Genomic DNA, 13,350 nt, shown 5'->3' on the forward strand with positions numbered 1-13,350 from the left:
CTCGTAGACACCGAGCCCCGCAAGTTCGGGGCGGTCAAGAAGGACGTCAGACATATTTACCTCTTCTGCCACCCCGGCAACCCGGATATTAGTCCGGTCATCCCGAGCCGGACTCCGTGAGGAGACCGGCTGAGAACGAGTTGTGAGGACGGCTCAGGTGCGCACCGCTGAGAGATCAAAGACAATCAGGGCCACGCCGTGCTGCGTCGCGGTCATCTGGACCGCGCGCATAAAAAAAACGGGAACACTTCACCCTAGGCTTCAGGGTTTCATCTGGCTACACTTCGGCTCGTTTTGGCGGGTCACCGGCAGGTCGTCGAGGGGTCGTCAGGGAGGCGCGGGCACGCAACGGATGCCGGCGGCAGTCTCCGGGGTTCGCAGAACGGCCGCGGGAGCTTAGAGTGTCTGAATACTCGCGCAGGCGAAACGCTCAAGCGGAGCGGTCCCGACGCGTCCATGCAGCGTGAAGTCCGAGGAGTCTCATGACCGACACCATTGCCCCCATCGCACCGGCCCACGGCGTCGGTCTGACTGACGCTGCCGCGCTGAAGGTGCGCAGCCTGCTCAGCCAGGAGGGTCGCGAAGACCTGAACCTGCGCGTAGCCGTGCAGCCCGGAGGCTGCTCCGGCCTGATCTACCAGCTCTACTTCGACGAGCGCATTCTCGAGGGCGACGTCGTCGTGGACTTCGACGGCGTCGGGGTCGTGCTCGACAAGATGAGTGTGCCGTACCTCGAGGGTGCCTCGATCGACTTCGAGGACACCATCGCGAAGCAGGGCTTCACGATCGACAACCCGAACGCCGGCAGCAGCTGCGCCTGCGGCGACTCCTTCAGCTAGAGTCGCCGCCGCCGTGCCTGGCCTTCCGGCGCCGGTCGCGGAGGCTGGCGCACGGGAGAACCTGCGCCCACTTTCCGAGCTGCGCCGCGGCCGTCAGCGCCGGGGCTGCCCCGATGTCAGCGGGCGCCGACGACCATCCACTTCGCCGCCCGGGCGCGCAGCCCGAGCGTCACCCCGCGTGCGCCGAGGTAGCCGAACGCGAACGCCGCCATCAGCCAGGCCAGTCCCGCTGGTCCCGACGGCGCCAGCAGCAGCACCGCGACGGCCAGCGGCACGAACGCGGCCAGGTTCACCAATCCGGTCAGGGCCAGGTAGCGCGCGTCGCCGGCACCGATCAGCACTCCGTCGAGCACAAAGACCACCCCGCCGAGGGGAACGGATAGCCCGAGCACGATCAGGGCCGCCGGCAGCAGGTCGCTGACCTCGGTCGCGTTCGTGAACAGTCGGCCGAGCACGCCGCTCGCGGCGATCACCAGCAGCCCGAGCGCGGACCCGCTGAGCACGCCCCATTCGAGGCAGCGCCTGAGCACCGCGCGCACCTCGGCCAGGTTGCCGGCGCCGAGGCCCCGGCCCACCAGCGCCTGTGCCGCGATCGCCAGGGCGTCAAGAGCGAACGCGAGCGTGGCAAACAGGGTCATCGCGATCTGGAAGGCGGCCAGCTCGGGAGAACCGAGGCTCGTGGCCACGAAAACCGCGAGCAACATGGCCGCACGCAGGCTCACCGTGCGCAGGAACAGCCAGCCGCCGGATGCCGCGCCCCGCAACATCCCGACCCGATGCGGGCGCAGCGGCGCACTCTCGCGGCGGGCGTGGCGGCCGACGACGGCAAGATAGACCGCGACCATCGCCCACTGTGCCACGACTGTGCCGAGGGCGGATCCGACGATGCCGAGTCCCAGGCCGTAGATGAACACCGCATTCAGCAGGATGTTGACCGAGAACCCGATCCCGGCCACCCACAGCGGGGTGCGGGTGTCCTGCAGCCCGCGGAGCAGCCCGGTCGCCGCGAAGACGAGCAGCATGGCAGGCAGTCCGAACATCGATGGGCCCAAGTAGCTGACGGCCGCGGCGGTGACGGCGGGCTCGGCGCCGAACGCGCCGACGAGCAGGGGGGTGGCGAACCAGCCCGCAATCGCGAGCAGCACACCGAGGCCGAGGGCCAGCCAGAGTCCGTCGATGCCGACGGCGACCGCACGGCGGCGGTCGCCGGCCCCCAGCCAGCGGGCCACCGCGGGCGTGGTGCTGTAGGCCAGGAAGACCATCAGGCCGATGATCGTTTGCAGCACGGCGCCGGCCAGGCCGAGTCCGGCCAGCGGAACGGCGCCGAGGTGCCCGACCATGGCGGAGTCGGCGAGCAGGAAGAGCGGTTCGGCGATGAGCGCGCCGACGGCGGGGATGGCGAGGCGCAGGATCTCGCGGTCGATGGGCTGCGGGCGGAGCACGGTGATGGTGATGCCAAAACTCTAGTTCAGCCCCTCCGCACCCGGTGTCCGCTTCCGGTGGTCGAGCCTGTCGAGACCCGGCGAGCCAATCTCCGCGCTGCCAGACAAGACTTCGAAACTAATGCTATAAAGTGTCCATAATAAGTGACAGACACTCGACTACCTGTACGACATCAGGTACCCTCGTAACACGACGAACCTCGCGGATGACCTCAGGCAGGCGGCCGACGCCGTCGCCCTGCTGGGCTCCTCAATCAGGTTGGCATCACCGCCCGGGAGAAGCAGGCCCACGACGACCGCTCCCTGAAGGTCTACCGGCTGAGCAACGGCAACGTGCGCCTGAACGGGCTCTTCGCCCCCGAAGACGGCGAATTCGTGCTCTCCACCTTCGACTCCATCACCAGCCCCCGCCGCGGCGGAGTGCGCTTCGTCGACCCGGAACGCGCAGCCTGGGCCCAAAAAATGCAGGACGACCCGCGCAGCACCGAGCAGATCAACGCGGACTCCCTCGTGCAACTGCTCACAATCGCCGGCGAAGCCGACCCCGGCCGGGTCTTCGGCGGACGCCGCCAGGCGGCGCGTGATCGTGACCGAGAAGGCCCTCACAGCCGAACCCGCCGAGCCGGGTGCCGCCGAACCCGCCGCTCACGGGCAGATCGAAGGCAACCCGGTCCCCATCTCGCAGGAAACCATCGACCGGTTGCTCTGCGACACCGGCACCCGCGGCACCAAGTTCGACGACATCGGCCAAATCATCAACGTCGGCCGTGACGAACGACTCTTCACCGAGAAACAACGCGCCGCGATGGGAGTGCGCGACGGCGGATGCCGGTGGGTCGACTGCGACCGATCACCAGCCTGGACCGAAGCCCACCACATCAACGACTGGCTCACAGACACCGGAGACACCAACCTCGCCGACGGAGTGCTGCTCTGCCACCCGCACCGGAACGCAATACTGGCTCCGGCCACCGGTGGAGAACGATCCGGAGCAGACACTGATCGCGCTGCCGAGCAAGGCGGTGGGGCTGTAGCTCCGGGTCTCGGCGCGCTCGACCAGCGGGCCGGGAGGTCCACCGCCATCCGTGTGCACACCCGATAGGTCTCTACCAGCTCGGCCACTGTCACAGCGAATAGGGTGGAGGCATGACTGACCAGGGGACCGCATCCGGAATCGACCGCGACGAACTTGACCTCGAGGTGCGTCCGCAGGACGACCTCTTCCGCCATGTGAACGGCAAGTGGATCGCCCGCAGCGAGATCCCGGCCGACAAGGCCCGGTGGGGCTCGTTCTACCTGCTCGCCGAGGAATCGGAGAAGGCCGTCCGGGAAATCATCCTCGAAGCCCAGACCGCCGCCCCCGGCACCGAGGAGCGCAAATTCGGCGACCTCTATGCCAGCTTCCTGGACGAGGACCGCGTCGAAGAGCTCGGCGCGACCCCGCTCGCGGCCGATCTCGCCATCGTCGACGCCGTCACCTCCATCCCCGAGCTGCTCGGCGCCCTCGGCCGCCTCGAGCGCGCGGGCGTGCCCGGCGCCTTCGGTCTCTTCGTCGACAACGATCCGGGGGACCCCGAGCGCTACCTCGTCTTCGTCGAGCAGGGCGGGCTCGGCCTCCCCGACGAGTCCTACTACCGCGACGAGAAGTTCGCCGCGATCCGGGCGGCCTACCAGGCGTTCCTGACCCGGATGTTCGGCCTCGTCGGCACCCCGGATGCCGCCGGTCGCGCCGAGCGCGTGTTCCTTCTCGAAACCGAGCTCGCCACTCACCACTGGGACAAGGTGCGCTCGCGCGACAGCGAGAAGACCTACAACCTCAAGACCTGGGGTCAGGTCACCGCGTTGGCCGCCGGCGCCGACCTGCACCTTTGGCTTGACGGGCTCGACGGCCCGGCCGGTGCTCTCGACGAGGTTGTCGTGCGCCAGCCCAGCTTCGTGACCGGTCTGGCGGAGATGCTCACCGAGGACCAGCTCGAGGGCTGGAAGGACTGGCTACGGTGGCAGATCATCCGTTCCAGCGCCGCGTTCCTGTCGAGCGATTTCGTCGAGTCCAGCTTTGACTTCTACGGTCGCACCCTGACCGGCACTCCCCAGTTGCGCGAGCGCTGGAAGCGTGGCGTCTCGCTCGTCGAGGGGGCGCTCGGCGAGGCCGTCGGGCGCATCTACGTCGAGCGGCACTTCAAGCCCAGCGCGAAGGCGAGCATGGACATACTCGTGGCCAACCTGGTCGAGGCCTACCGCCGGAGCATCACCGAACTCGACTGGATGACCGCGGAGACGCGCGCCCGTGCGCTCGACAAGCTCGAGAAGTTCACCCCCAAGATCGGCTACCCGGTCAAGTGGCGGGACTACTCGACCCTTTCGGTCGACCCGGCCGACCTGATCAAGAACGTGCGCGCCACGAGCGAGTTCGAGTTTCAGCGGGAATTGGGCAAGATCGGCAACCCGCTCGACCGCGACGAGTGGTTCATGACCCCGCAGACGATCAACGCGTACTACAATCCGGGCTTCAACGAGATCGTCTTCCCGGCCGCCATCCTGCAGCCGCCGTTCTTCGACGATGCCCGCGATTCCGCCGCCAACTACGGCGCGATCGGCGCCGTCATCGGGCACGAGATCGGCCACGGCTTCGACGACCAGGGCTCGAAATATGACGGCACCGGGCTACTCACCGATTGGTGGACCGAAGATGACCGCACGGCCTTCGAAGAGCGCACCGGCTCCCTGATCGAGCAGTTCAACGCGCTCGCCCCGCATCAGGTTCCCGACCACCACGTGAACGGCGCACTCACCATCGGCGAGAATATCGGCGACCTCGGCGGGCTCTCCATCGCTTGGAAGGCCTACCTGATCTCGCTGGACGGCCAGGCGCCGCCCGTGATCGACGGACTCACCGGCACCCAGCGCTTCTTCCTCTCCTGGGCACAGGCCTGGCAGCTCAAGATGCGTGACGAGGAGGCCGTCCGCCTGCTCTCGATCGACCCGCACTCGCCCAACGAATTCCGCTGCAACCAGATCGTGCGCAACATCGACGAGTTCTATACGGCGTTCGGCGTCACCCCGGACGACGCTCTCTGGCTGGACCCGGAAAAGCGCGTTACGATCTGGTGACCTCAGCGCGACCGTAAGCCCGTGTCACCGGGGTCGAGCAGCCCGAATCTACGTAAGGACCTGCCCACTGTGGCCATGCCATCCCAGGACTCAGAGCGCCGGTCTCGCCACTCCTCGGCGCGCCGCGGCAGGCACGGCGGCGTGGACGCCACGGCGAACTTCGGCCGCGGGTTCCAGGCGCTCGGTGACCTCGCGGTCGACGGGGTGCAGGTCTCGGCCCGCGCCACCGATTTGGTCACCGGCCGGGTACTGTTCTCCGTGGACGACCACGTGGTCATGCCCACCGCCGGCATCGGCACGGTGCTTCTGCTGATCGAGGTCGCCGCCCGGCTCCGCGACGCCGACTTCGGCGCGTACACGATCCTCGATCGCACCGTGTCCGATTCGGTCGCCGGATCCGGCCTCTGGCAGCACCTGCAGGCTCCCTCGCTGCCGATCGCCGACCTCGCTGCGCTGATCGGTGCCATCAACGACAACCTGGCCACCAATGTGCTGCTCCGCGCAGTCGGCCTGGACGCGGTGCGGTCCCGCGCCGAGCAGCTCGGACTCAGCCGCACCGCCCTGCTCGACCTTGTGCGCGACCGGCGCGGTCCCGATGACGCGCCTCAGCTCTCGGTCGGCAGCGCCAAGGAGCTCACCTGGCTGTTCACGGCGCTGGCCCGGGGGGAGGTCGTCGATGCGGAGGCGAGTGAGCGCGTGCTCGGCTGGCTGTCGCTCGGCGCCGACCTGTCCATGGTCGCCAGCGCGTTCGGGCTCGACCCGCTCGCGCATCGGTCCGGAGATCACGGCCTCCTGCTGGTCAACAAGACCGGAACGGATGCCGGCGTGCGCAGTGAGATCGGCATTCTGCGCGGCCCGCGCGCCGGGGTGACCTACATGGTCTCGATGTCCTTCGCGGACACCCGCCTCTCGTCCCGGCTCGCGGTGCTCGACGGGATGCGCGCGGTCGGCCTCGACCTGCTGGAATACGTGCACTGACCGGCGCCGCCGGTGAAAACAGGAAAACAGGGCTGCCCCCGCGAAGGAATCCTTCGCGGGGGCAGCCCTGGGCGATGGTGGCGCACCCGCTCAGCAGCACCGACCCTGGGGGTTGATGTCCTGGCGGTCGGTCTGGTCGCGCCAGAATTCGCGTTCCGTCATCATCACTGGTCCGGAGCAGGCGGCGGCATCCGGGTCATGAATCGATTCGTCGTGGGCCTCATGGTGGGCCTTGTACTTGTCGTAGGCGTCTTCACCCATGACCCCCCTCATGAACCAGGCGAAGCTCTTCGCGCCGTGGCGAACACTGGCGAGCAGATTCATCGGCGGGTCGTCCTCCCTGCCTTGTCCAGCTTGGCCTGGGCGATCTGGGTGTCCCAGCGTGCGGCCAGCTTCTTCTCTTCCGGAGTGGCTACGAAGCCGGACGGGGCGAACATCTGCGACGCCACCGCGTCATCCTCGTTGGTGCCGAAGCTGCGGGACTTGTAGGACTTCCAGGTGGCTTGCACGGCGGTGACCATCACGATGATGGCCAGCACGACGAACAGGATCGAAAGGACGCCCTGCACCATCGTGTTGCGCACGACCGCCTCCATCGCCTCGACGGTCTTCGCCGTGCCGAAGCTGGTGAGTCCCTCATCCAGAGCGTTGGAGAACGCTCGATTCTGGGCGAAGTAGCCCACGGCGGGAACGGTCGAGAAGATCTTCAGGAACGACGCGTAGATGGTCACGACGGCGGCGAAGGTCAGCGGCAGCGCCACAACCCAGAGGTACGTGAACAGCCCTCGCTTGGCCACGATCGCCAGGCAGACGGCCAGGGCGATGGCCGCCAGCAGCTGGTTCGCGATTCCGAACAGCGGGAACAGGGTGTTGATGCCACCGAGCGGGTCGGTGACGCCCATCACGAGCACGGCACCCCAGGCGGCGACCATGATCCCGGTCGTGACCCAGGCGCCCGGGCGCCAGGAGGTGTTCTTGAACTTCGGGAAGAAGTTGCCGAGGCTGTCCTGCAACATGAACCGGGCCACGCGGGTTCCGGCATCGACGGCGGTCAGGATGAACAGCGCCTCGAACATGATCGCGAAGTGGTACCAGAACGCCATCATCCCCGAGCCGCCCACAAGCTGGTGCATGATGTTGGCGAGGCCGACCGACAGTGTCGGGGCGCCGCCGGTGCGGGACACGATGGTCTCCTCGCCCACGTTCTTCGCGGTCTCGGTGAGCATCTCGGGGGTCAGGTTGACACCGGTCAGTCCGAGGCTGTTCACGAATGTGACAGCACCCTCAACGGTGCCGCCGGTCAGGGCCGGCGAGGAGTTCATGGCGAAGTAGATGCCGCGGTCGATCGACAGCGCGGCGACGAGCGCCATGATGGCGACGAATGATTCCATCAGCATTCCGCCGTAACCGATGAACCGGGTCTGGCGTTCCTTCTCGATCAGCTTCGGTGTCGTGCCGGAGGCGATCAGGGCGTGAAAGCCGGACAGGGCGCCGCAGGCGATGGTGACGAAGAGGAACGGGAAGAGCGAGCCGCTCACCACGGGGCCGCCGCCGTTCACGAACTCGCTGGCGGCCGGGGCTGAGATCTCGGGGCGGACGATGATGATGGCGATTGCCAGCATCCCGATCGTGCCGATTTTCATGAAGGTGGACAGGTAGTCCCGGGGGGCCAGGAGCAGCCAGACCGGAAGGATGGCGGCCACGAAGCCGTAGACGATGATGCCGATCGCGAGGGGCAGCGGTTCAATGGCGAAGAAGGTCGAGCCCCACTCGGTGTCCGCGATCATGCCACCACCGATGATGGCGGCCAGCAGCAGGATAAAGCCGATGATCGAGACCTCGGTGACCCGGCCCGGGCGGAAGAAGCGCAGGTAGACGCCCATGAACAGGGCGATCGGAATGGTCATCGAGACCGAGAAGACGCCCCAGGGGCTGTCCGCGAGGGCGTTGACGACGACGAGGGCGAGGATGGCCACGATGATGACCATGATCGCCAGAGTCGCGACGAGGGCGGCCGTGCCGCCCACCTTGCCGAGCTCGTCCCGGGCCATCTGACCCAGGGAGCGTCCGCCGCGGCGCATTGAAAAGAACAGCACCATGTAGTCCTGCACCGCGCCGGCAAGCACGACACCGACGATGATCCAGATCGTGCCGGGCAGGTAGCCCATCTGGGCGGCCAGCACGGGGCCGACGAGCGGTCCGGCGCCGGCGATCGCGGCGAAGTGGTGACCGAAGAGAACCCGGCGGTCCGTGGCCGCGAAGTCTTTGCCATCGGCCTTGTACTCGGCCGGCGTCGCGCGCCGGTCATCGGGGTGCAGCAGGTGCTTCTGGATGTAGTTGGAGTAGAAACGGTAACCGATCAGGTACGTGCAGACGGCGGCGAAGACGAACCAGATGGCGTTGACGGTCTCGCCGCGAACGACGGCGAGCATCACCCAGCTCAGCCCGCCGAGCAGCGAGATGCCGCCCCAGATCCCGATCTTCAGGGGGGTCCAGTGGGCTTCCTCGGCGTCGTGGGTGGTCTGGTCGAGAGCAACGGGCAACAGGAGGGGATCCCGGTCCAGCTCCTCACCCCGCTTGGCTGAATCGTGTGGCGTTCGGGGCTTGGTGCCCATGATCTCTCCTTTGAGGTACCCGCAAGGACTGCGGAAATCCTTAGCAAGGCTAACAGCTTGGCGGCACCTTCCGGACGGACGCCTAAAATGGACGGAGCGCCGGGCGGCTTCTGCCTGTCCTGTGTACTTTCCAGATCCCCCGCCCTCTCGACCATTGGAGCCCCGTGGCCGCCCTCTCCCGCCTCGATTCCGTCATCGCCCTTGCCCGCCACCGCGGGTTCGTGTTCCAGGCCGGTGAAATCTACGGTGGGTCCCGGTCTGCCTGGGACTATGGGCCGCTGGGCGTGGAGCTCAAGGAGAACATCAAGAAGCAGTGGTGGCGCTTCATGGTCACCAGCCGCGACAACGTGGTGGGCCTCGACTCCTCGGTGATCCTTCCCCGCAAGGTGTGGGAGGCATCCGGTCACGTCGAGGTCTTCAGCGACCCGCTGGTCGAGTGCACGAGCTGCCACAAGCGCTTCCGCGCAGACCACCTCGAGGAGGAATTCGAGGAGAAGAAGGGCCGCCCGCCCGAGGGCGGCATCGACGGCATCCCCTGCCCGAACTGCGGAAACCGTCATATTTGGACCGAACCGCGCGCTTTCTCCGGCCTGCTCAAGACCTACCTCGGCCCGGTCGACGACGAGGCCGGCATGCACTACCTGCGCCCCGAGACCGCGCAGGGCATCTTCGTGAACTTCGCCAACGTGCTGCAGGCTGCTCGCATGAAGCCGCCGTTCGGCATCGGCCAGATCGGCAAGAGCTTCCGCAACGAGATCACCCCGGGAAATTTCATCTTCCGTACCCGCGAGTTCGAGCAGATGGAGATGGAATTCTTCGTCGAGCCGGGCACGGATGAGACGTGGCACCAGTACTGGATCGACCAGCGCCTGAAGTGGTATACCGGCCTCGGCATCAACGTCGACAACCTGCGCCTGTTCGAACACCCGGCCGAGAAGCTCTCGCACTATTCCAAGCGCACCGTGGACATCGAGTACCGCTTCGGTTTCAGCGGCAGCGAATTCGGCGAGCTCGAGGGTGTTGCCAACCGAACCGACTTCGACCTCAGGACGCACGCGGAGGCATCCGGCAAGGATCTGTCCTACTTCGACCAGACGAAGAATGAGCGCTGGGTTCCCTACGTGATCGAGCCGGCGGCCGGACTGACCCGCTCTCTGATGGCGTTCCTGGTAGACGCGTACCACGAGGAGGAAGTGCCCAACGCGAAAGGCGGCGTCGACAAGCGCACCGTGCTGAAACTCGACCCGCGCCTGGCGCCGATCAAGGTCGCCGTGCTGCCGTTGTCCCGCAACGAGGCGCTCTCGCCGATGGCCAAGTCCCTCGCGGCGCGGCTGCGCGAGTCCTGGAACGTGGACTTCGACGACGCCGGCGCCATCGGCCGCCGCTACCGCCGCCAGGACGAGATCGGCACCCCGTACTGCGTCACGGTCGACTTCGACTCGCTCGAGGACCAGGCCGTCACCGTGCGTGACCGCGACACCATGGCGCAGGAGCGCGTGCCGCTCGACAAGCTCGACGCCTACCTGGCCGAGCGCCTCCGCGGCGCATAGCCGAGTCTGCCGGCCGCGCGCTTTCGGCTGGGGCCGGGGGTACCGCTGGCGGGATCGGTGGGGTGCTGGGGCCGGGGGATACCGGTGCCGGTGCCGGTGCCGGTGGGGTGCTAACTCAGGAGAAGTCCCGCGGGCGAGCTTCGGCGGTCCCGGAACGGCGGCACCGCGGCGACCGGACACACCGGTTTTCCTGAGTTGGCCCCACAGGTGGAGGGAGACGGATACCTAGCGAGCCGCCGCCGCACGAGTTCAGGGGCGGGCGAGCTCGATCAGGGTAACGCCGCCCGGCGTGGCCGGGTCACTCATGGCGGCGAGGGCGGCGGGCGCCTCGGCCAGGCTGAGGCGGCGGCCGATCAGGTCCTGCGGGCGCAGCCGGCCGGAGGTGACCAGGGCCAGCAGGGCCGGATAGTCGCCCGCGGGCATCCCGTGGCTGCCCATCACGGTCAGTTCGCGGGCGATGACGTCGCCGAGCGGAAGCCGTGGGTCTTCCGCCAGCAATCCGATCTGGACGTGGCGTCCCCGGGTTGCCAGTGAACGGATGGCGATGCCCACCGTGCTCTCCCGGCCGAGCGCCTCGACGCTGACCTGCGCACCCGCACCCGCATCCGTGCCCCTGCCCGTCACCGAGCGGATCCGCGCCACCACCTCATCGTTCGAGAGCCCGGCGGAGTCCACCGTGAAGGTCGCGCCCACTCGCGCGGCCGTCTCACGGGCCGCGGCACTGATGTCCACGGCGATCACGGTCGCACCGAGCGCCGCGCCGATCATGACCGCGGAGAGACCGACGCCGCCGCAGCCGACCACGACGAGGGTCTCGCCCGCCTGCAACCGGGCCTGATGCACGAGTCCGCGATAGGAGGTGGCGAAGCGGCAGCCGAGCAGTGCGGCGGCGCCGGCATCCAGTCCAACGGGAATCGCGATCAGGTTGACGTCGGCGTTGTGCAGGGCCACCCGCTCCGCATAGGAGCCCCAGTGGGTGAAGCCGGGCTGGGTCTGGTTGCGGCAGACCTGGCCGTTGCCGTCTCGGCACTCCGGGCAGTCGCCGCAGGCGCAGACGAACGGCACGGTGACGCGCTGGCCCACGGCGAAGCGGCGCACCTCGGGCCCCACGGCGTCGATCACGCCGACGAGCTCGTGGCCCGGAACGTGCGGCAGGGCGATGCCGGCGTCGTGCCCGAGCCAGCCGTGCCAGTCGCTGCGACAGAGGCCGGTGGCCTCCACTCGCACGACGACCCCGGACGCGGACGGCACCGGGTCAGGAACCTCCCGCAGCTCGGGTACGGCACCGAACGCGTCGAACCAGACGGCTCTCACCCGCGGATCCCGGCCGTGCTGTGCACGCTCGCACCGTGCAGGCAAGCACTGTGTGCGCTCGCACCGTGCGGGGCCAGGCCGCCCACCGTCAGGATGCCACGGGGCCGATATCGGCGACCGTGGCCGCGGTCCCGGCGGCGGGCAGCTCAACCTGGATGCCGAACAGGGCATCGAGTCCGGTCAGGAATGCGGCCTGCTCGCCCGCTCGGGCCAGCTCGCGGGATCGCACCATCGGGGTGTGCAGAAGCACGCCGGCCAAGTGGCGCAGGGCCGCCTCGGTCTGCTCGCTGTTGTCGCCGCGGTTGCGCGCCCGTTCGATCTCACCGTCGAGGAGGTCGAAGACGTAGCTACGAAGGGCCACGACGGCCGGGGCGAGGCTCTGCTCCTCGGCAACCGCGGAGAACTTGCGGGCGGCGCGGCCCACGAGCAGTCGGGCGTCGCTGGTGGCGTTGAGCTCCTCGAGCGGCGCGTGGATGCGGATGGTCTCGAGGTCGAGCAGCTCGACGCCGGCCAGGTCGGTGACGTCCGGGTCGACGTTGCGCGGCAGGCCCAGGTCGATGATGAGCCGGCGCGGGATCTCGGTCGGGGCATCCGTCATCGGGCAGGAGGGCAGTGTGCGCGCTTCGGCGGCCGGGAGCTGCAGGGAGAGTGCGCGGCCCGAGTGGAGCAGGGCCGCGTCGATCACGTGGGTGTCGGCGGTCGTGCAGGTGAGGATCAGGTCGGCCTCGGCGGCTTCGATGGCGAACGCCGACTCGGCGACGGCGGTGATCTGATGCGAGGTGGCGAACTTCTGGGCGCGGCCCGAGGGGGAGTACACCCGCACGTCCTCGGCGCCGAGGTCCCGCAGCGCGGCGAGGGAAGCCCCCGCGTAACGGCCCGTGCCGACCAGGAGCACGCGGGTCTGGGCCCAGTCCGTGATGCGGCTTTCGGCCAGTTCGAGGGCCAGGCGCACGAGTGAACGCCCCGCGGCTCCGATGCCGGTGCGGTTCTTGACGCCCCGCGAGGTCTGCGACGCACGCTGGAAGAGGCGTTCGAGTTCGGGGCTGGTGGTGCGGGAGAGCCGGGCCTGCTCGAGGGAGCGGCGCACCTGGCCGGCGATTTCGCCCTCGCCGACGACCACCGATTCGAGGCCGCTCGTCACGGCGAAGAGGTGCTCGGCGACGCCGCTGCCGTGCACCAGGTCCAGGGTGTTCCGCAGAACGTCGACGGCCACGCCGGTGCTCGCACTGACGCCGTCGATGGCGGCGTGCACGGCCGAAAGTGGGGAGGAGCCGAGCGGTTCGTCGAGGTCGAGGTAGGCCTCGAACCGGTTGCAGGTGGCCACGACCACGGCACCGACCAGGGCCGGGTGCCGCTCGAGAATGCCACCCGCCGTGTCGTTCGCACCGACAGACAATTTCTCCAGCACGTCGAAGCTGGAGTTCTTATGGCTGGCGGACAGGCAGATCAACACCAGACGAGTCTACGACCTGTGGCTGAGGGCCCGAATCGCCCGAGTGTC

At 68.2% G+C, this 13,350-nt stretch carries 11 protein-coding genes; 5 read left to right on the forward strand and 6 right to left on the reverse strand.

Annotation, left to right across the window (positions count from 1 at the left end; all coding sequences use genetic code 11):
- The first annotated feature begins 482 nt into the window (after window positions 1-482).
- Window positions 483-839 (forward strand): iron-sulfur cluster insertion protein ErpA, encoded by a 357-nt coding sequence (erpA, locus tag E3T34_RS06520; protein WP_104099952.1) that lies wholly within the window; start codon window positions 483-485, stop codon window positions 837-839.
- Between the two features lie 116 nt (window positions 840-955).
- On the opposite strand, the gene E3T34_RS06525 is transcribed toward erpA, so the two are convergent.
- The gene (locus tag E3T34_RS06525; protein WP_233191240.1) at window positions 956-2,287 is read right to left on the reverse strand and encodes an MATE family efflux transporter; all 1,332 of its coding nucleotides are present in this window, start codon (window positions 2,285-2,287) and stop codon (window positions 956-958) included.
- Between the two features lie 153 nt (window positions 2,288-2,440).
- Window positions 2,441-2,887, reverse strand: coding sequence for a hypothetical protein (locus tag E3T34_RS06530; RefSeq protein ID WP_134342518.1), 447 nt, complete (start codon window positions 2,885-2,887; stop codon window positions 2,441-2,443).
- Here E3T34_RS06530 and E3T34_RS06535 point away from each other — a divergent pair.
- From E3T34_RS06535 to E3T34_RS06545, 3 genes are all read left to right on the forward strand, one after another.
- Window positions 2,868-3,383, forward strand: coding sequence for an HNH endonuclease (locus tag E3T34_RS06535; RefSeq protein ID WP_134342519.1), 516 nt, complete (start codon window positions 2,868-2,870; stop codon window positions 3,381-3,383). The two genes, E3T34_RS06530 and E3T34_RS06535, sit on opposite strands and share 20 nt — an antisense overlap.
- A 44-nt stretch (window positions 3,384-3,427) precedes the next feature.
- Window positions 3,428-5,392 carry a M13 family metallopeptidase gene (locus E3T34_RS06540; protein WP_134342520.1) on the forward strand — a complete coding sequence of 655 codons (1,965 nt, stop codon included), beginning with the start codon at window positions 3,428-3,430 and terminating at the stop codon, window positions 5,390-5,392.
- A gap of 69 nt (window positions 5,393-5,461) precedes the next feature.
- On the forward strand, window positions 5,462-6,370 hold the full coding sequence (locus E3T34_RS06545) for a serine hydrolase (protein ID WP_134342521.1): 909 nt from the start codon (window positions 5,462-5,464) through the stop codon (window positions 6,368-6,370).
- A gap of 90 nt (window positions 6,371-6,460) precedes the next feature.
- On the opposite strand, the gene E3T34_RS06550 is transcribed toward E3T34_RS06545, so the two are convergent.
- Together E3T34_RS06550 and E3T34_RS06555 are read right to left on the reverse strand one after the other, a co-directional pair.
- On the reverse strand, window positions 6,461-6,694 hold the full coding sequence (locus E3T34_RS06550; RefSeq protein WP_104099947.1) for a YbdD/YjiX family protein: 234 nt from the start codon (window positions 6,692-6,694) through the stop codon (window positions 6,461-6,463).
- Window positions 6,691-8,985 carry a carbon starvation CstA family protein gene (locus tag E3T34_RS06555; protein ID WP_104099946.1) on the reverse strand — a complete coding sequence of 765 codons (2,295 nt, stop codon included), beginning with the start codon at window positions 8,983-8,985 and terminating at the stop codon, window positions 6,691-6,693. The genes E3T34_RS06550 and E3T34_RS06555 overlap by 4 nt, the downstream gene beginning before the upstream one ends.
- A 164-nt stretch (window positions 8,986-9,149) precedes the next feature.
- On the opposite strand from E3T34_RS06555, the gene E3T34_RS06560 reads away from it, so the two are divergent.
- Window positions 9,150-10,535, forward strand: a complete 1,386-nt coding sequence (locus E3T34_RS06560) for a glycine--tRNA ligase (RefSeq protein WP_104099945.1) — start codon at window positions 9,150-9,152, stop codon at window positions 10,533-10,535.
- A gap of 249 nt (window positions 10,536-10,784) precedes the next feature.
- On the opposite strand, the gene E3T34_RS06565 is transcribed toward E3T34_RS06560, so the two are convergent.
- Both E3T34_RS06565 and E3T34_RS06570 read right to left on the reverse strand, forming a co-directional pair.
- Window positions 10,785-11,849, reverse strand: coding sequence for an alcohol dehydrogenase catalytic domain-containing protein (locus E3T34_RS06565; RefSeq protein ID WP_134342522.1), 1,065 nt, complete (start codon window positions 11,847-11,849; stop codon window positions 10,785-10,787).
- A gap of 88 nt (window positions 11,850-11,937) precedes the next feature.
- Window positions 11,938-13,302, reverse strand: a complete 1,365-nt coding sequence (locus tag E3T34_RS06570; RefSeq protein ID WP_104099943.1) for a glutamyl-tRNA reductase — start codon at window positions 13,300-13,302, stop codon at window positions 11,938-11,940.
- Window positions 13,303-13,350: the final 48 nt, after the last annotated feature.

It is taken from the genome of Cryobacterium sp. TMT1-62, from assembly GCF_004403145.1.
In the GTDB taxonomy this organism is placed as follows: domain Bacteria; phylum Actinomycetota; class Actinomycetes; order Actinomycetales; family Microbacteriaceae; genus Cryobacterium; species Cryobacterium sandaracinum.

Excerpts from the sequence above, each read along its gene's own strand:
- E3T34_RS06555 (WP_104099946.1), bottom strand. The coding sequence starts at position 8,985 with ATGGGCACCAAGCCCCGAACGCCACACGATTCAGCCAAGCGGGGTGAG.
- E3T34_RS06540 (WP_134342520.1), top strand. The coding sequence starts at position 3,428 with ATGACTGACCAGGGGACCGCATCCGGAATCGACCGCGACGAACTTGAC.
- E3T34_RS06550 (WP_104099947.1), bottom strand. The coding sequence starts at position 6,694 with ATGAATCTGCTCGCCAGTGTTCGCCACGGCGCGAAGAGCTTCGCCTGG.
- erpA (WP_104099952.1), top strand. The coding sequence starts at position 483 with ATGACCGACACCATTGCCCCCATCGCACCGGCCCACGGCGTCGGTCTG.